The 18,601-nt window shown below is 55.1% G+C and carries 17 protein-coding genes; 12 read left to right on the top strand and 5 right to left on the bottom strand.

Annotated elements, in window-relative coordinates:
* The first annotated feature begins 333 nt into the window (after positions 1-333).
* The 4 genes from IEX10_RS03725 (at position 334) to IEX10_RS03740 (ending at position 6,247) form a co-directional block, all read left to right on the top strand.
* The gene (locus tag IEX10_RS03725) at positions 334-2,688 is read left to right on the top strand and encodes a hypothetical protein (protein ID WP_188671017.1); all 2,355 of its coding nucleotides are present in this window, start codon (positions 334-336) and stop codon (positions 2,686-2,688) included.
* A 97-nt stretch (positions 2,689-2,785) separates the two neighbouring features.
* Positions 2,786-3,604 carry a lytic murein transglycosylase gene (locus IEX10_RS03730; protein WP_188671019.1) on the top strand — a complete coding sequence of 273 codons (819 nt, stop codon included), beginning with the start codon at positions 2,786-2,788 and terminating at the stop codon, positions 3,602-3,604.
* A gap of 86 nt (positions 3,605-3,690) precedes the next feature.
* Positions 3,691-4,938 carry a threonine ammonia-lyase IlvA gene (gene ilvA / locus IEX10_RS03735; protein ID WP_188671021.1) on the top strand — a complete coding sequence of 416 codons (1,248 nt, stop codon included), beginning with the start codon at positions 3,691-3,693 and terminating at the stop codon, positions 4,936-4,938.
* Positions 4,939-5,215: 277 nt separating this feature from the next.
* A complete protein-coding gene (locus tag IEX10_RS03740; RefSeq protein ID WP_188671023.1) occupies positions 5,216-6,247 on the top strand; it encodes a histidine kinase dimerization/phosphoacceptor domain -containing protein in 1,032 nt (343 codons plus the stop codon).
* 101 nt (positions 6,248-6,348) lie between these two features.
* Here IEX10_RS03740 and IEX10_RS03745 read toward each other — a convergent pair whose 3' ends face one another.
* Positions 6,349-6,558: a cold-shock protein gene (locus IEX10_RS03745; RefSeq protein ID WP_101656517.1), complete on the bottom strand. Its 210-nt coding sequence runs from the start codon at positions 6,556-6,558 to the stop codon at positions 6,349-6,351.
* Positions 6,559-6,856: 298 nt separating this feature from the next.
* Between IEX10_RS03745 and IEX10_RS03750 the strand changes: the two genes are divergently transcribed.
* A complete protein-coding gene (locus IEX10_RS03750; RefSeq protein WP_188671025.1) occupies positions 6,857-7,393 on the top strand; it encodes a DUF992 domain-containing protein in 537 nt (178 codons plus the stop codon).
* Between the two features lie 189 nt (positions 7,394-7,582).
* On the top strand, positions 7,583-8,743 hold the full coding sequence (locus IEX10_RS03755; RefSeq protein WP_188671027.1) for an acyl-CoA dehydrogenase family protein: 1,161 nt from the start codon (positions 7,583-7,585) through the stop codon (positions 8,741-8,743).
* Between the two features lie 69 nt (positions 8,744-8,812).
* Here IEX10_RS03755 and IEX10_RS03760 read toward each other — a convergent pair whose 3' ends face one another.
* From IEX10_RS03760 to IEX10_RS03775, 4 genes are read right to left on the bottom strand one after another with little or no spacing between them, the layout of a single operon-like run.
* Complete coding sequence (locus IEX10_RS03760) at positions 8,813-9,979, bottom strand: M24 family metallopeptidase (protein ID WP_188671029.1); 1,167 nt, start codon at positions 9,977-9,979, stop codon at positions 8,813-8,815.
* Position 9,980: 1 nt separating this feature from the next.
* A complete protein-coding gene (locus IEX10_RS03765) occupies positions 9,981-10,409 on the bottom strand; it encodes a cupin domain-containing protein (protein ID WP_188671031.1) in 429 nt (142 codons plus the stop codon).
* Positions 10,410-10,414: 5 nt separating this feature from the next.
* Positions 10,415-11,257: a phosphoenolpyruvate hydrolase family protein gene (locus IEX10_RS03770; protein ID WP_188671033.1), complete on the bottom strand. Its 843-nt coding sequence runs from the start codon at positions 11,255-11,257 to the stop codon at positions 10,415-10,417.
* 3 nt (positions 11,258-11,260) lie between these two features.
* On the bottom strand, positions 11,261-12,466 hold the full coding sequence (locus IEX10_RS03775; protein WP_188671035.1) for a Tm-1-like ATP-binding domain-containing protein: 1,206 nt from the start codon (positions 12,464-12,466) through the stop codon (positions 11,261-11,263).
* Positions 12,467-12,870: 404 nt separating this feature from the next.
* On the opposite strand from IEX10_RS03775, the gene IEX10_RS03780 reads away from it, so the two are divergent.
* The 6 genes from IEX10_RS03780 to IEX10_RS03805 all read left to right on the top strand — a co-directional run bounded on the left by IEX10_RS03780 (position 12,871) and on the right by IEX10_RS03805 (position 18,600).
* Positions 12,871-14,181 (top strand): ABC transporter substrate-binding protein, encoded by a 1,311-nt coding sequence (locus IEX10_RS03780; RefSeq protein ID WP_188671037.1) that lies wholly within the window; start codon positions 12,871-12,873, stop codon positions 14,179-14,181.
* A 98-nt stretch (positions 14,182-14,279) separates the two neighbouring features.
* The gene (locus IEX10_RS03785) at positions 14,280-15,185 is read left to right on the top strand and encodes a carbohydrate ABC transporter permease (RefSeq protein WP_188671039.1); all 906 of its coding nucleotides are present in this window, start codon (positions 14,280-14,282) and stop codon (positions 15,183-15,185) included.
* Position 15,186: 1 nt separating this feature from the next.
* Positions 15,187-16,149, top strand: a complete 963-nt coding sequence (locus IEX10_RS03790; protein WP_069299271.1) for a carbohydrate ABC transporter permease — start codon at positions 15,187-15,189, stop codon at positions 16,147-16,149.
* Positions 16,146-16,433, top strand: a complete 288-nt coding sequence (locus tag IEX10_RS03795; protein WP_188671647.1) for a hypothetical protein — start codon at positions 16,146-16,148, stop codon at positions 16,431-16,433. Before IEX10_RS03790 ends, IEX10_RS03795 begins: the two co-directional genes overlap by 4 nt.
* Positions 16,433-17,533, top strand: a complete 1,101-nt coding sequence (locus tag IEX10_RS03800; protein ID WP_188671041.1) for an ABC transporter ATP-binding protein — start codon at positions 16,433-16,435, stop codon at positions 17,531-17,533. Before IEX10_RS03795 ends, IEX10_RS03800 begins: the two co-directional genes overlap by 1 nt.
* The gene (locus tag IEX10_RS03805) at positions 17,533-18,600 is read left to right on the top strand and encodes an ABC transporter ATP-binding protein (RefSeq protein WP_188671043.1); all 1,068 of its coding nucleotides are present in this window, start codon (positions 17,533-17,535) and stop codon (positions 18,598-18,600) included. Before IEX10_RS03800 ends, IEX10_RS03805 begins: the two co-directional genes overlap by 1 nt.
* The last annotated feature ends 1 nt before the right edge of the window (position 18,601 follow it).

An 18,601-nucleotide genomic window follows, 5' to 3' on the forward strand; every position in this document is an offset into this window, starting at 1 on the left:
CAAATGCCCCAAGGAGCAGTGCAGCAGCCTATCGTTTCATCTGATACATTAAAGTGTTCCCAAGATGCCCAGTGCCCTGAAAGTGCGCCGCACACGATACCGGCAATTTTAAATTTGCGCGAAATTGTGCTATTTCCAACCGTTTACCCCGAAAAAATGCGTAAAATTGGGCTGTTTTCAATTTTTAACGACTTTGTTTGGCCGCAATTCTGCCCAGTTTGTCCTGCATTTCGGGCGGATGGGACAGGCGCGGAATAGTGCTGTGTCCGGATGCCAGAGTAACCGTCGAACCGGACGTTCGGCGTGTCAGTAATGTAAAAGGATTTGTGTGCGATGACTTCCGAAGTGAACATGATCAACTTGCAGGTGATAGCAGCGGATCAAATCGCGATAGATCGGGCGACGATTGATAAAGACACCGGAAAATCCGTTTATGAACTGAATGTTGCGGAAAATTCTAAACATTACACGTGGCAAAGTGAATACCAGACAATCCCGATGGGTATGGACGGTGAACCGCGCCAGTTTGCGCAAAAGCTGCGGGAATCCCTGCCGGAAGTGAACAACCTGCGGATGCTGTTTAACGAGTTCTCTTTTGACGAAAACGGTAATCTTCATCCCGAATATCAGGCATTTCTGGAAGAATCAGTGGCGCAAGGGTTTGAGATTACTTTTGTGTTAGGAAGCGGCGATGCGCAAAATATCGGCAACGGTGGCTCGCCTTGGGGGCATGAAAGCCTGACCAACACACAAGCCTACGCGGCGTTGGAAGAAAACTTCAAAGATCTGAAATCCGGCTGGTCATCGCTATTGGACTGGCTGGACAAACAGCCCGAGATTGCGGATGCGGTCTATGGGTTGGAACTGGCCAACGAACCGGCTGGCTATCGCCGCAGCATCAAGGAAAACGGTGATGGGGAAGGGTATGTCTACGCCGATTTTGTAAAGCTATACGCGGATCACATGATCGAATTGTCCGACTTGATCCAAGACCAATCAGACGCGCGGGTGTTGGTCGGGGGCTGGGGCTACTCTGGCGATTTCTCCACGCTGGCAAACACCGAAGTGAACGCTAAAACCGAACTATCAGCGTTGGATTACATCTCTCAGTCGGTAGGGGATGCGTTGATCTGGTCGGCCCATTTGTACCCCGGTTGGGTCGGCACCAACGCCGCCACGTCCACAGAAGAACTGACCGAAATGTTGGAAACCCATTTCGCGCTGCTTGAAGGCGATGATGTTCTGATCACCGAAACGAATGCGACCGGTCTGGTCGACGACTACAGCGGCGGTAATAATGTGGTCGATCTGTTTGTGACAATGTATGAATGGTTCGCAAACAATGACATCGGCATCGGCTGGTTCCCCGGAGCCGAGGCAGGTGGTTCCAATTTCGTGGTGATCGATCAGGACGGCTCGCTGCGGTTTTTGCACCAACACTCTTACGCGCACGGGATGAATGCCTTTTCCCAAGGGGAGACAAATGCGGCTCTGGCTGGGGATGACCGGATCAATGTGACGCTGATCGAAGGACGCCTGCGCAACGAAACCTACGAAAGCGACTACGAAGAGGCTGCGTTTGACACGGAGGAACTGCTCGGCTCTGCTTTCGGCTACGAAGGGGATGACAAGCTGATCGGTACGAAGTTGTCGAACGATTTTCTTTATGGGGGATTTGGAAATGACACGCTGATCGGTAAGGCCGGGGACGATTTTCTGTTCGGACAGCAAGGGAACGATGTTCTAAAGGCGTCTAACGGTGTGGATCACATGTTTGGTGGATCCGGCAATGACCGCTTGTATGGTGCTCGTGGCTATGACCAGTTTCATGGTGGCAGCGGCAACGACGTTTTTGTCAGCAACGGCAAGGGGCAGGACCTTATCAGCGATTTTGATACGTCCGAAGACCGGATTGATCTGGCCGGCCGACTGTCAGGCTGGGCAGAAATTTCGGCCAACATAACCAAGGTCGATGCGGACGGCGACGGGGCGTGGGACGATTTGCAAATCTCCCTTGGTGGAAGCAAATCGCTGACTTTGTTGGACGTGTCCCAAGCGGAACTCTCAGCCGAGCATTTTATCGGGGCAAAACCGGCTGACGGGGTCATTTCCGGTACAATCAGTCACGATCTGATCGGCAGCGGCGGTTACGAAGACTCCCAAGGGGAAGCGGTCTCGGGCGGGGATGACATTGTTTTCGGGCTGAGCGGTGACGACACGATCTACGGCTATAAGGGCGGCGATGAAATCTACGGCGGCAAAGGGGCGGACATCATCTCGGCGGGCTCTGGCAGTGACTTCGTTGAAGGCGCCAAAGGTGCGGACAGTGTTAACGGCGGCAATGGCGGAGATATGTTGTTTGGCGGCGACGGGCGTGATCGACTGATCGGGGGCAAAGGCAGTGACACCCTAGAGGGCGGTACGGGTAATGATGTTCTAAAAGGTGGCGGCGGGGCGGACAGTTTTGTTTTTTCCAATGGTGATGGACAAGATACCGTGAAAGATTTCAACGTCGTAAAGGATGGTATTCACCTTGCAGACGTCGCGTCCTATACTATCCTTGAAACCTCCGCTGGTGTTGAAATCCATTATAACGACACGGACACGGTTCTTTTGAAGGGCGTCTTCGCAAACACAGATGCGGATTTGCAAACACTAGAAGAAGCGATTTACCTCGACCTTGCTTAGGGGCGGGTTGTCGATCGGGGCGCCACCCGTCACGAAAAACTTGCCCGTTTTCCTGCAAGGACTATTATGGAGACATAGACCGAAAGGAAATGTTTTCATGAATTTACGCGCTTTTACCAACACGTCCCTGCGTTGCGCAGTTTTTGGATTGGCCCTAGGAGCCGCAGCACCTGCATTGGCCGCTTCATGTGGCAACACCAGTGCGGGATTTAATGCGTGGAAGGCGGAATTTGCCCGTGAAGCACAGAAAGCAGGCGTAAAACAACGCGGTTTGCAGGCTTTAGCAGCAGCGCGTTATGCCAGTTCAACCATAGCGGCGGATCGCAACCAAAAGTCATTCCGCTATTCGCTCGACAAATTTATGAAAATTCGCGGTGCCAACACGATCGTCAGTCAGGGTCGGCGGCGCAAGGCTGCAAACCCGCAGGTGTTCTCTGCGCTGGAGCGGATTTACGGGGTGCCTGCGGGGGTGATCATCGCCATTCACGGCATGGAAACGGGGTTTGGTGGCTTCATGGGGAAATCCAATGTCGTCTCGGCAATCACAACACTGACGTATGATTGTCGTCGGTCAGAGTTTTTCAAACCCCATGCCATCGGTGCGCTGAAACTGGTAGATCGCGGTGCAATCACTGCTAATACCAAAGGGGCGAAACACGGGGAGCTGGGGCACACGCAATTCCTGCCTGGCAATGCCCTGACCTACGGGGTTGACGGAAATGGCGACGGGCGGGTTGATTTTTACAACCAGACCGACGCGCTGGCTTCTACCGCGAATTTCCTGCGTCAAAAGGGGTGGCGTCCGGGGCAGGGGTATCAGCCCGGCCAGCCGAATTTTGCGGTGATCAAGCAATGGAACGCGGCGACCGTCTATCAAAAGGCCATTGCGATAATGGCCTCGCGGATCGATCAATAGGCGCATCAGGCTCAACAAAGGGTGAACTGCTCTGGTCCTGTACGGCCTGTTACGCTAGGAAGCGGACAGGATAAAGGACAGCTATCATGAGCGATTTTCGGGACGCGGCACAGCAGGCCTGCGCACAGATGCGCAGCCTGTTTGCACAAACACCCTTGCAACATAATGCGCATCTGTCAGCGAAATACGGGGCGGATATTTACCTAAAGCGGGAAGATCTTTCGCCGGTGCGTTCCTACAAAATTCGCGGCGCGTTTAACGCCTTGCGCAAAGCACTTGCCGTGAAGCCCGAACAAAAGACATTTGTCTGTGCAAGCGCTGGAAATCACGCTCAGGGCATGGCTTTCGTATGTCGCCACTTCGACGTGCAGGGTGTAATCTTTATGCCAGTGACCACGCCTGCCCAAAAGGTTGAAAAGACACGAATTTTTGGCGGTGATAACGTCGAGATCATCCTAAGTGGTGACTATTTTGACGACACGCTGGCGCAGGCCCAAGCCTATTGCGCCGAAAAAGCCGCCCATTTCCTATCCCCGTTTGACGATGAGGATGTCATCGAAGGGCAGGCCTCTGTTGCGGTAGAGATCGCGCAAGAAATGCCGATGCGTCCCGATCTTGTGGTCTTGCCGGTGGGTGGAGGTGGTCTGTCTGCGGGGATCACGCGCTATTACAGTGGTATGCCGGATGCGCCTGAATTGCTGTTCACCGAACCTGCTGGCGGGGCGAGCCTGAAGGCCGCCTTACAGGAGGGGGCGCAAGTGACCCTGCCAAAGGTGAACAATTTTGTGGATGGTGCAGCGGTTGCGCGGATCGGGGACCGGAACTTTGCTCTACTGAAACATTGTTCGCCGGATCAGGTCTTTCCCGTTTCAGAAGACCGGCTTTGCACCACGATGATAGAGATGTTGAATATCGAAGGGATTGTGCTGGAACCGGCAGGCGCTTTGTCTATCGACGTTCTGGCGGATATTGCGGATCAAATCAAAGGCAAGACGGTTGTTTGCGTCAGCTCCGGTGGCAATTTTGACTTTGAGCGGTTGCCAGAAGTGAAAGAACGGGCGCAAAAATTCCTAGGCTTAAAGAAGTATTTTATCCTGCGGTTGCCACAAAGACCCGGTGCGTTGAAGGATTTCCTCGGTCTGCTTGGCCCAAAAGACGACATCGCACGGTTTGAGTATCTGAAGAAATCGGCACGCAATTTCGGGACTGTGTTGATCGGGATTGAAACCGATGCCCCCGAAAATTTCATCGAACTGGATCGCCGCATCAGCAGCGAAGGGTTTGATTTGCGGGACATTACCAACGATGCCGCGATTGCGGAATTCCTGATTTAACGCACGCACCTGAACGATTTACACGCCAGCTTTGACGCCGCCGAACACCCCGCAGGGCGGGGCACAAGATTTGTGTCGCTACGCAAAGCTGGTAATCTGCATCGCTCTTCCCTAAAGGTGTTAATACATATGGCAAGTTTGAACCATTATCCTACATGATCTAGCACCCTGCGTACCGGCGCTGCCCCAGCCTTAATCTCTGCCAAGGAACAAGCCGATTATACCCCCTAAGTATTCCAAAGAAGAAAAACGTCTTGAAACGCTTCGTGGCTACGAAGTGCTCGACACTGAGGCCGAGGTCGATTTCAACGATATTGCAGAGCTGGCCTCAAACATCTGTGATGTGCCGGTTTCTCTGATCAGTCTCGTCGATGGTGACCGTCAATGGTTTAAAGCGCGCGTGGGGTTTGCGCCTGAAGAAACGCCTTTGGACCAGTCGGTGTGCGCCCATGCGATCCTTGAAGAAGGGTTTCTGGAGGTCGAGGATATGTCAGCCGATCCACGCACGCTCGACAATCCGCTACATACAGGCGATCCGCGGGTGAATTTCTATGCGGGGGCCAATCTGGTGGCACCGAACGGGATGCCGATCGGGACGCTTTGTGTCTTGGATACAAAGCCACGCAAATTAACCGAATTTCAGCGCCAAGCTCTTCGAACCCTGTCAAAACAGGTCGTGACCCAGCTTGAATTGCGCAAGAAACTGCGCACCGAGGCGGCTTTGCGCAGTGAAATGGATCACCGCGTCAAAAATTCGCTCCAGACGATTGCTTCCATCACCCGCGTCGCCTCACGTAAGATTACAGACCCCCAGTCCCTTGAGGTGCTCCGCCTGATCGAGCGTCGGATCGGTTCTGTCGCGTCGCTCCATAGCGAACTCATGGGGCGGGGGGGCAGCAATCACGTAGAGGCGCGGTGCTATCTTGAAAGGGTCGCTACTCTGTTAAAGGATGTAGCGCCGGACCATGTTACAGTGAAAGTAGAAAGCGTTGAATCGCCCCTTGATGCGCAAAAAGCATCGGCCATTGGTATGATCGCGAGCGAGTTTCTCGCCAATTCCATTAAACACGCCTTTCCCGGAAATCGCTCCGGTCAGGTTGATATTATCCTCGAACGGATCGACGAAATACATCTGAAACTGACCTGTCGCGATGACGGGATCGGGCGCGGTAATGCGGCATCTGCGGAAACACGCGATACAGGTCTGGGAGAGATGTTGATGTCAGCGGCCGCGGCCCAACTTGGCAGCCGGTTGTCGGAAACTTCGAATGATGGGGGCACGATACAGAGTGTCGAGTTCGTGGGCTAAACGGTAACTGTTCGCCAAAAACTGAACACATCAAAAAACGCCCGCAAGTCAGACTTGCGGGCGTTTGAAATCAGTAGGACGGTCGATGCCGCCCAAGCGATTTAGTTTTGCATCGCCAGTTGGCCAGCGGAGGATTTACCGTCGCGGCCTTGTTCGATTTCGTATGTTACTTTGTCGTTGTCGTTCAGGCCGGACAGACCTGCGCGCTCAACTGCGGAAATGTGTACAAACACATCTGCGCCACCGGCTTCAGGCTCGATAAAGCCAAAACCTTTAGTTGCGTTAAACCATTTTACGGTGCCATTAGCCATCGTAATTCTCCTAATTGTATACCACCCACGGAATGTGGTGGCTTGGTGCAGTCGGGTCTCTAGTCGGTACCGGCGTCTGCAACAAAGAAGAAGAACGGAACGTGTGAAAGACGGCTCACAACGCCTTTATGTCACAGAGTCTCTTGCAAGGAAAGCATTTAAAAATCGAGCCTCCCCATCGGAGGATTTCCGCTGGTCGCTGTTGGCACGGATTTCTTTCTGAGAAAGTCTGGAACCTTTCAGCATGGCGCACGTTACCTCGCTGTAGCAGATAACTTGCAACAAAAAAGGAAATAAAATGACACGCACATTCGCTAAAACAGCCACCGCAACCCTGATCGCCGCAGCCATGCCGCTCGTTGCCGTTGCCGACGGCGGGACCGCAGAAGAGTCGACCAAAACCGAACTGCAGGCCCCGATGAACTGGGATAACAAGGTTCAAGTGGGTGAGCTGATTTGTGAACAGGAAGACCGCGAAAACCTGATCGTGTTCTCCAAAGCCAAGTTCGATTGTTCCTATACTTCCGCTGAAACAGGCAATGTGGAACATTACGTAGGCACAGCGACCAAAGTTGGCGTCGATCTGACAGCCCAGAAGGTCGAGACAATGGTATGGTACGTATTTGCACCGACCTCGGGTCTGGAAGCTGGCGGTCTGGAAGGTAACTTCATCGGCGCGACAGCAGATGCCTCTATTGGCGCTGGCGGCGGTGGCCATGTGCTGGTCGGTGGTCTTGACCGCTCCTTCGCTCTGCAACCGGCTGCATTTTCCGGTACAACAGGTATCGGCGCCTCCATCGGTGTAGAGAAATTCAACCTTGATTACGCTGGATAACCTCCCATCCGGGTAATCGAACCCTCCCCAAAGCCCGCAGCTCCGTGCTGCGGGCTTTTCTTATGGCGCAGCGTCATTCGCGGCAGGGTAGTGCCGTTTGGCGCAAATATGTAGCCAGTTGCCAGCCAGCGGTGCTACACACGCTATGCTGCGAGAGACTGCGGCGAACCCTGATCAACCGAGGACCCTATGGCGCTAGACACTGAAACTTTCGACCTTTTGAAATCCACGTTGCAGCGGTTCGTGCGCGAACGGCTGGTGCCCCGCGAGGACGAGGTCGCCGAGACCAACACCATTCCCGAAGACATACGCGCCGAGATGCGCGAACTGGGCTTGTTCGGCCTGTCTATCCCCGAAGAATTCGGCGGGTTGGGGCTCGACATGGAAGAAGAGGTCAATCTGGCGTTTGAGCTGGGCCGGACCTCTCCGGCGTTTCGCTCATTGCTCGGGACAAACAACGGGATCGGCTCACAGGGGCTGATCATGGACGGGACCGAGGCGCAAAAGCAGCATTATCTGCCAAAGCTTGCCAGTGGCGAGATGATCGCCTCTTTCGCCCTGACCGAGGCCGAAGCCGGTTCGGACGCCCGTTCCTTGCGGACGTCGGCAAAGCGGGACGGGGATGGTTTTATTCTGAACGGGACCAAGCGTTACATCACAAACGCGCCCCACGCCGGATTGTTCACCGTATTTGCCCGCACAGAGGATCCGGACAATCCCGAGGGCAGCATCACCGCCTTTCTGGTTGAAGCAGGCACGCCGGGACTAAGCATCGGGTCCGTGGATAAAAAAATGGGGCAGCAGGGATCGCTGACCAGCGATGTGGTGTTTGAGGACTGCCGCGTTCCCGCATCCGCCGTTCTTGGTGAAAAGACGGGGCAGGGGTTCCGCACGGCCATGAAGGTCCTAGATCGCGGCCGGCTGCATATATCGGCAGTTTGTGTCGGCGCCGCAGAGCGGTTGATCGCGGACAGTCTGGATTACGCGATGGAGCGCAAGCAGTTCGGCCAGCCGATTGCCGAGTTCCAACTGGTGCAGGCCATGCTGGCGGACAGCCGCGCCGAGGCTTTTGCCGCCCGTTGTATGGTGCTCGAAACAGCCCGCGCCAAGGACCGCGCCGAGGTGGTTACCACGGATGCGGCCTGTTGCAAGATGTACGCCAGCGAAATGGTCGGTCGGGTTGCGGACCGCGCAGTGCAAATCCACGGCGGTGCGGGCTATATGTCCGAATACGCAATCGAACGCTTCTACCGCGATGTGCGGCTGTTCCGGATTTACGAGGGCACGACCCAAATCCAGCAGCTTGTGATTGCGCGCAATATGATCAAGCAGCGCAAATCAGAGTTGTGATCCTTAAAGCGGGGGCATTCTGCCCCCGCGCCCCCTGAGGATATTTGACCCAAAAAGAGCATGCGACTGTCAGCTGTTCCCGATGGTCCAGCCACGGCCTTCGGTGCCAAATAGTTCATAGCCTTCGTCTTTTACGCAGAGCGTGTCTTCAAGTTTGATAAAGCCGCGCGTGGGGTGGAGCATTGTGGTTTCCACCGACAGGATCATGTTTGTGCGCAATGGCTTATCCGCATCGCGGTTTTCGTAGGCGACGGGGTGGTTTGTCATCAGGAACGGGGCTTCGTGGCTGATCAGCCCCATCCCGTGAGCAAAGAAATCGGTGCAAGAAGCGTTAGGTTGGGTTTTGCGGCAGGATTCGCCGGCGACGATCACTTCGGCCCCTGTTGCGCCAGCGCGGATTTTGGCGAAAGCGGCTTGCTGGGTGGCTTCGACTTCGGCCAGCAGATCCTGCAATTCGCTGTCGGGTTCACCCAGCACCCCCATCCGGCAAATATCACCGATGTAACCGTCAAGATTGCCACCGGAATCAATCGAAAGCACCTCGCCCTCTGCCCAGGTCTGGCTTGATGCTGCGCGGTTGTGGCTGTTGCCAAGGGTCAGCAGGCAGTATTCAAACATCAGCCCGCGTTTGGTTTCTTCCTGACGCAGACGCTCGATAATCTCGAACTTGCTGTCGCCGTGTTTCGCGCCCTGAATGGTGGCTTGCATGGATGCGGTTATGGTTTCTGATGCTTGACGCAGAAGTTTCAGTTCCCGCTCTGTTTTCACCGCGCGGAGTTCTTCCAGCACGGTCGTGGCGTCAAACAGTGTCGCTTGGGGCATCTGTGCGGCAATTTCAGCGGCGGCGTTCATCGGCAGGAAAGAGGGTTCCACCCCGATCCGCCCCGCGCTGATGCCCATCCGGTCCAGATGTTCCAGTGCCTGTTGCGTGGAATCAAGGCTGGTCCAGGACATGGTATAGATGTGCTGTGGCCAGAAGGGGTGGTTCTCATGCTCGCCGCCTTCCATCTTATTGCCCACATAGGCGGTCTTTTCGACAGCACCTTTGATGTAGACGAAGACCGGCAGATAGCGGCTGTGGCCAATGGCATCCATCGCAGAGAAGAAGATGAACTGATAGCCCCCCAGCAGGTAGCGCACGTTATGCTTTGACGTCACCAGAAGCGCGTCGAGCCCTGCCTGCTCCATCAACGCATCCAGATGGGAGAAACTGTAGTCGAGATCGGGTTGTGTCATATCAGCTAGCCTTAAGGTCTTCTTTCGGGATGATGCGGAAATCCGGTGCCTCGCGCAGCATTTTTTCGGGGCCGGTGGGAGAATACACCACAAACAGTTGCATCGGCGTGTCGCCGGTGTTGAGCGTGGAGTGAAAGCGACTGTCGGGCACGAATATGGTGCAACCGGCGCTGACGGCGCGGGTGTCCGGCGTTCCGTTTTCGTCCTCCACCATTTGTTCACCGGTGCCGCTGATCACGAATATGATCTCTTCGGCGTCCGGATGGTTATGGCGGGAATGGCCCTGTCCGGGCGGTACAAACACAACGCCTGCGGAAAACTTTGTGGCGCCATTAACTTCTGGCGCGGTGGTAAGAGCCAAGCGCCCCCAGTCGAACCCGAAGTTGTCTACGTCATTGGGGTAGATGAAATATTTGTCGGTCGCGCGCATTTGAATTATCCTTTTGGTGTAATTTCGATGGCTTTGAACTCTTTGATCTGGTCGCGGATGGCGGTTTCGGCTGGCAAGCGTTCAGCACTGCTTGCGCCGTAAAATCCGTGGCAGCGGTCGGCGTGGCGCAGCACGTATTTGGCGTCTTCTGGCATGCTGATCGGGCCGCCGTGACACAGCACGATCACGTCTTCGCGCACGGAACGCGCTGCTGTTGCGATGGCGTCGATCTCTGTGACGCAATCGTCCAGTGACTTGGCCGAGGTCGCCCCAATGGCCCCGCCGGTTGTCACCCCCATATGAGCCACGATGATATCCGCACCGGCCTTTGTCATCGCGATCGCTTCGTCGGGGTTGAACACATAAGGGGTGGTCAGCAGGTCGATGTCGTGGGCTTGTCGTATCATATCCACCTCCAGCCCGTAGCCCATGCCAGTTTCTTCAAAGCTCTGGCGCATCATGCCGTCAAACAGGCCAATGGTGGGGAAGTTCTGTACACCTGAAAACCCCATCGTCTTCAGTTCTGCCAGAAACTGGGGCATCAGGATGAAGGGATCGGTGCCATTTACGCCTGCAAGAACCGGCGTGTGTTTGACTACAGGCAAGACTTCGACGGCCATTTCCCTGACAATTTCATTGGCATTGCCATAGGCGAGCAATCCGGCCGCCGAACCACGGCCCGCCATGCGATAACGGCCTGAATTGTAAATAATGATAAGATCAATGTCGCCGGCTTCCTCGGATTTTGCGGACAGTCCTGAACCAGCGCCACCCCCGATTATGGGCCGGTTTTCGGCAATCATAGTGTTGAAATTGTTCAGAATACTGGCGCGGTCGAAATAGGGCATAAGCTATTGGTCCTGTTGCAGGGATTGAAAGGCATCCACGGCGGCGGCCGAAAATGCTGGATCGTTTATGTGGTGGGGCAGGCGGATCAATCTGCGCTGCGCGGTCTGTTTGAACTTGGCTGCGAGCGTTTCAAACAGCGCGGCGCTGGCTTTGGGGTCGTGGAACGGCCCGTCTGTTATATCGAGCGCCGAAACCCCGCCTTCGGGCAGTAGCAAGGTAACAGGTCCACGACATTTGTTCAGTTTCGCCGCAATCCACGTCCCGATGTGTACGTTTTCATCAGGCGTTGTGCGCATCAGCGTCACATTGGCGTTGTGGTTGTAAAACAGACGGTCCGCAAAAGCCTTTGGCACGGTATCGGGTGCCCAGAAGTTCACCATATCCACAGCACCCGGAGCCCCGACCCAAGGTTTGCGCGCGCGCGCCACCGCATCCAGCCGCTCTGGGCCTGACGGCAATACGCCGCCCACCAACTCATCCCCGATTTCTGTCAGGGTCATATCCATCACCCCGCTTAGATAGCCACTGTCAAGCAGGCTCTCCAATGTGCGCCCGCCCGTGCCGGTGGCATGAAAAACAACGCAATCGTAATGATGTTTCATCTGCGCGGTGATTTGGGTCACGCAGGGCGTGGTCACGCCAAACATGGACAGGCCAAGCGACTCTTTCTCTACAATCGGGCGCAGATAGGGGCTGGATGTCATCCCCAGCAAGGCCTGTGCGGCGTTGTGCAGAATATTCCGGCTAAGCCGGTTTAGGCCTGCAAGATCAGTGACAGACGGAACGACAATCGTGTCCGTACTGCCAATGTAGGGCGCCATATCACCGGAAGCGAGCGTGCTGACCAGCAGTTTGGGCAGGCCATAGGGCAGTGCGCGTAGCCCCTCGCAGATCATCGCGCTGCCACCGCCGCCGCCAATCCCGATAATCGCGCTGATGTCTTTCTGGCGCGTGCTGCAAAACCGCGCAAACGCCTCTCCCATCGCCTGAACCGCATGTCCCCGATCACTACCGCCCAAAACATAGTCCGCACCTTTCGGGTGATGCGCGGCAACGTCGCGAGCTGAAAAATCTGCAGCATCCGCGCTGGTTTGGGTCGAGAGATCGACCGTCACAAGGGGCAACACGCCACGCCGCAGCAGGGTCGCGAGATGCTCGAGTTCTTCGGATTTCGTGTCGAATGTTCCGACAAGATACAGTTTTGACAATTGAAACCCTCCCGCTTCAACCAAAAGTAGTTCTAAAAAGACCCGCGCCCGTTCCGCGTGTTTTCTTTCCTGTGGATTGCATCTGGTCCGGCCAGAATGGGCGAAATCGGGGCGAGTCGTAAAGCCCTGTTTTTAGAAAATCTCCGCAGCTCCGCCGGCAGGAATGAGTGAATTCCAAATAAAATATAAGGAAAATAACGTATTTCTCTGCGAAATTGGAGAGGGTGAAGGTCGAAAACAATTTCTTGACTCGATCCCTTAACTGGTATTACCAAAAGTAACGTGGGAGACAAATACCCTTTAATTCCGCAGCAGACCGGAAGACCGTGGAACAGGGCGAATTGAGAATTAAAACCGGTGGAAAAACCGCCAGTAGATCACTGCACATTTGGGAGGAAAAACTTATGAAACGTAAAATGACTGGCATGCTTGCCGGGGCCGCGATCTCGGCTCTGATGGCGACGTCCGCCGCTGCCGAAGATCTGGTGATCTTCTGGGCGGAGTGGGATCCTGCCAACTTTCTGCAAGAACTTGTGAATGAATACGAAGAGGAAACCGGCATTTCGGTGACGGTGGAAACCACCCCTTGGGCGGATTTTCAGACCAAGGCATTCACGGAATTTAACGCCCGCGGCAGTGCCTATGACATGATCGTCGGCGACAGTCAGTGGCTCGGTGCCGCGTCCGAGGGCGGGCATTATGTGGATCTCACGGATTTCTTTAAAGAGAACAATCTGGGTGAGGTGATGGCACCGGCGACGGTGAAATATTACGCCGAATATCCCGGCAACTCTGGCAAATACTGGGCTATTCCTGCGGAAGGGGATGCTGTTGGTTGGTCCTATCGCAAGGACTGGTTCGAAGATCCGGCTGAAATGGAAGCATTCAAAGCGAAATACGGCTATGATCTGGCGCCACCGAAAACATGGGCCGAACTGACCGACATCGCCGAGTTCTTTCACCGCCCCGACGAAGACCGCTACGGCATCGCGATTTATACCGACAACAGCTATGACGCGATGGTCATGGGGGTTGAGAACGCGATCTTCTCTTACGGGGCGGATCTGGGCAATTTCGAAACTTACGAAGTTGACGGCTATGTAAACAGCGATCAGGCGGTTGCCGCGCTAGAGAACTATAAGAAGCTCTACAGCTACACACCTCCGGGTTGGGCCAAGACCTTCTTTGTGGAAAACAATCAGGCGATCACCGAAGGCCTTGTGGCTATGTCGATGAATTATTTCGCCTTTTTCCCTGCGTTGCTGAACGAGGCATCCAACCCCCATGCGGCCAACACCGGCTTTTTTGCCAATCCGGCCGGACCTGATGGCGACCAGTTTGCAGCCCTTGGTGGGCAGGGGATTTCGGTTGTAAAATACTCTGAAAATCAAGACATGGCGATGGATTTTCTTGAGTGGTTTATCAAGGATGAAACGCAGAAACGCTGGGCTGAACTCGGTGGGTATACCGCCAGCGCTGCGGTGCTGGAATCTGACGAGTTCCGTCAGGCGACCCCGTATAACGAGGCGTTTTACCAGACCATGTTTAAGGTCAAGGATTTCTGGGCTGTTCCTGAATTTGCCGAGTTGCTGACCTCTGCCAACCAGCGTCTGTATCCATTCATCGTTGGCGATGAAGGCACAGCGAAAGAGACGCTGGATGCGCTGGCCTCTGATTGGGAAAACACATTCAAAAAATACGGTCGCGGGCAATAAACCATTCTGCCTTTGACACGAAAATCGGGGGCGCTGCGGCGCCCCTAGTTTCCAGACCCAACGCCATTTGATCAGAACGAGCGAAGAAGGAACGCCCCGTGCCGACGAATAACATGACCCGGCTAGACCCGAACTCGCAGGCGGCCTCAAAGGGGCTTAGCGACCTGTCGATCCGCAATCTCTTTATAATCCCGACCATCGCATTTCTGATTATTTTCAACATCTTCCCGCTGCTGTATTCGCTGGGATACTCGTTCACGGATTTCCGCGCTTCGACCAATGCACCTGCCAAGTTCATCGGGCTGCAAAACTACCGTGAACTGCTGAACGATCCGTTTATTTGGAAAAACTTCTCGATCACCGCGAAATATGTGCTGATTTCCGTTACAGGGCAGGTCGTTGTGGGCTTTGGCCTTGCGATGCTGCTGAACCGTGCGATCCCTGCGAAAGGGTTAATCACGACGCTTTTGTTGCTGCCAATGATGCTGTCGATGGCGGTTGTAGGCCTGTTCTGGAAGCTGCTTTATGATCCGAACTTCGGGATCATTAACTACTTCCTCGGGCTTGGAAAATTCGAATGGCTTGCCGATCCTGATGTCGCGCTTTGGGCGATTGCCATTGTGGATATCTGGATGTGGTCGCCTTTTGTGATGCTGCTGTCGCTCGCTGGCTTGTCCGCCGTGCCAAAACATCTGTACGAAGCCGCCGAGATTGACCGCGCAGGCAATATCTACACGTTCTTCCGCATTACCCTGCCACTCGTGGCGCCGATCCTGATGATTGCGATCATCTTCCGCACGATGGAGGCGTTCAAAACATTCGATTTGGCCTATGTGCTGTCCTCCCAGCCCACAACCGAGCTGATTGCCATTCGCCTTTACAAGATGGCGTTTCAGGAATGGCAGACAGGTATGTCATCTGCATTTGCCTATATCGTGCTGATCATGGTGGTGGCGATTACCAATATCTATGTGAAATACCTTAACAAAGTGAAGGCGCGTTAATATGGCCGGCGTTCAGACATCCGCAGAAAAATGGACCAACCGCACCGCGATTGCCGCCGTGTTTGTTGCCCTGATCATCATGTTGACCCCGATTTACTGGATTGCGGCCACAGCATTCAAACCCCGAAATCTGGCAACAACCATACCACCGACTGTTGTCTATGAACCCACCGTTGCGCCCTTTGTGAAGCTGTTCACCAAACGCAGCCAATTGCGCGAACAGCCAACGCAAGAGGAATACGACAACGCCCCTTGGTGGGAGCAGATGGTGTTTGACGGCGGTGAAAAAGTTGTGCGGAACCGCAAAAGCGGTGAGGTTCGTTCCTCGGGTTATGGCGACAGGTTCAAAAACTCGCTGATCGTCTCGGTGATCTCAACGATCCTTGCGGTGGGGATGGGCACGCTGACAGCCTACGGGTTCAGCCGCTTCAAAGTCGCCGGAGAGGACGACTGGCTGTTCTTCATCCTTTCAACACGGATGCTGCCGCCCGTTGTGGTCGCGATCCCGATGTTCCTGATGTACCGCGTGGTTGGCTTGAACGACACGCATATGGGGCTGATCATCCTTTATACCGCGTTCAACCTGTCCTTTGCGGTCTGGATTATGAAGGGGTTCATTGATGAAATCCCCCGCGAATATGAAGAAGCCGCATTGGTGGACGGTTACACCCGTATACAGGCGTTCTTTAAGGTGGTGCTGCCCGAAGCGCTGACAGGTATGGCGGCAACAGCCGTGTTCTGTTTCATCACCGCGTGGAACGAATACGCCTTCGCGCTGATCATGACCAACCGCAACGCGCAAACAGCACCACCCTATATCCCGTCACAGGTCGGTTCCGGCCTGCCGGACTGGACCGTGATTGCAGCGGGGACGTTCCTGTTCCTGATCCCCGTGGCGATTTTCACCTTCCTTCTGCGCAATCACTTGCTGCGTGGCATGTCCTTTGGAGCAATCCGCAAATGAGTTTTCGAGAATTAAACTACCGCTTTCTGGCACCGGGCGCACAGACGCTGATGATCCTCGGGATTATCGCGCTCTGCCAACCCTGGAGCGAGTTTTTCCACCGCTACGGGCTGACCATGACGCTGTTCGGGCTGATCGCCTTTCTGGTGACATCGAAAATCAGCCCCGATGCGCCGGTTCAGGACGATTTCGTTGACGAGAGCGCCGATGTGCTGGAACTACACGGGGAACAGCCGGACGACGTTCGCGAAAAGGGCAGCTACAAAGACGGGGGGATCGTCTGATGGCACAGATTGACATGCGCAACGTGCAGAAATTTTTCGGCGCCAATCAGGTGCTTAAGGATCTGGACCTGACGATTGAAGACGGAGAGTTCGTGGTGATGCTGGGGCAATCCGGCGGTGGCAAGACGACCGCTTTGCGGGCGATTGCAGGGCTGGAAACCGTGACATCGGGGCAAATCCTGATTGATGGAGCGGAGATGCAGCACAAAAAGGCTGCTGATCGCGATATCGCCTTTGTGTTCCAGTCGTTCTCTCTCTACCCGCACATGACCGTGCGCGAAAATATCTCCTTCCCACTGCGCGCTGTGCGGTTGGGCGCGGCTGACCGCGAAAAAGCGGTGAATGAAGTCGCCGAAGTCCTGCAAATCACCGAGCATCTGGATAACAAGCCTTCCGCGCTGTCCGGCGGTGATATGCAGCGGGTGGCAATCGGGCGTGCGCTGGTGCGCCGTCCCAAGGCGCTGTTGATGGACGAGCCGCTTGGCGTGCTGGACGCCAAACTGCGCGAACAGATGCGTGCGGAAATCAAACGGCTGCACATCGCGCGGGGGTCCACTTCGGTTTATGTGACCCACGATCAGGTCGAAGCCATGTCGCTGGCGGATCGCATCGTGATCCTGCATGACGGCGTGCTGCAACAGGTCGGCGCACCGGAGGAAGTTTACCTTCATCCAACTAATGCTTTCGTGGCGAAATTTGTTGGCAGTCCGGTGATGAACATCCAAGACGCAGCCTTCAGCGGCCTGAACGGCAGTTCCGCGGTGCATATTGGCGGTGCGCAAAGCGGCTTTCACTTCCCCGAACAACTGGTCAACCATGTGCGCAATACAGGTCAGCCGATATCCCTTGGCGTGCGTCCCGAAGCTGTGTTGCTCTCGCATGAGGCGCAGGACGGGTATCTTGCAGCGCAGACCAGCAATATTGAGCCGCTCGGTAGCCATGACATTGTGGATGTGCTTGTGGGGGAAACCGTGCTGCGGGCCCGCACTGAAAGCGGTTTTGTCGCGCGCGAAGGCCAGCAGGTGTTTGTGAATATTGATCCGGCGCAGGCCCATTTCTTTGACGGGGCGTCGGGCTTGAATTTGAGAGAGGCGAACTGATGGCTGACATTACGCTACAGGGGATCAACAAAAGCTTTGGTCAAAACCGCGCCCTGCGCAATCTCGATCTTGAGATCAAGGATGGTGAGTTCTTTGTCCTTTTGGGGCAGACCGGCGCTGGCAAAACCACAACCCTTCGGGTGATTGCAGGGCTGGAAGAGCCTGACAATGGCAAGGTGCTGATCGATGGGATGGACGCCACCAACTGGAACGCTGCGCAGCGGGATGTGGCTTTGGTGTTGCAGCAATATTCGCTCTATCCGCGCCTGACGGTGCGGGGCAATCTGGAATTTCCGCTAAAATCGCGGACCCAGAATTTTACGCCGGAGCAGATCAAGGAAAGGGTCGATAAAGCAGCGGAGACACTACAAATCACCCGCCTGCTGGATCGCAAGGTGGAACGCCTGTCCGGCGGAGAGATGCAGCGTGTGTCGATCGGACGGGCCATCGTGCGCGAACCTCGTGTGTTCCTGATGGACGAACCGCTATCGGCCCTTGATGCCAACCTGCGCGACGTGCTTCGGGTGGAGCTGAAAAAACTGCACAACGAACTGGGCGCGACCTTTGTGTTTGTAACTCACGACCAGATAGAGGCTATGTCGATGGGCGATAAAGTCGGCGTGCTGAACAAGGGCCAGCTGGTGCAGGTCGGCACCCCGTCGGAAATTTACAATAACCCGCTGAACACTTTTGTTGCCGGATCGGTCGGCACGCCGCCGATGAACCTGATGAACGGCACGCTTGAGGGCGGTGAGGCGCGTATCGACAACGGGTTCAGCCTGCCAGTAACCGCGATAGGGGCCGGGGCAGGGCAGCCGTTGAAGTTTGGCGTGCGCCCTGAAGATCTAGTGCTTGAAAGCGGTGCGCCGGTGGAAGGGCGTGTCTTTGATGTCGAAGATCACGGCGTGATCAAAATCCTGACAATCGATGTGGGACAAAACCGTCTGCACGCGACCGTATCGGCCCAAATGAAAGTGGCGCTGGATGATGCTGTCCGGTTTGGTTGGAAGGCGGATAAGGTGTTGTTATTCGACCAGAAAAACGGCCGCAATCTGGCTTACGCCTAAA

The organism is Neptunicoccus cionae (assembly GCF_014643735.1).
GTDB classification, from domain to species: domain Bacteria; phylum Pseudomonadota; class Alphaproteobacteria; order Rhodobacterales; family Rhodobacteraceae; genus Amylibacter; species Amylibacter cionae.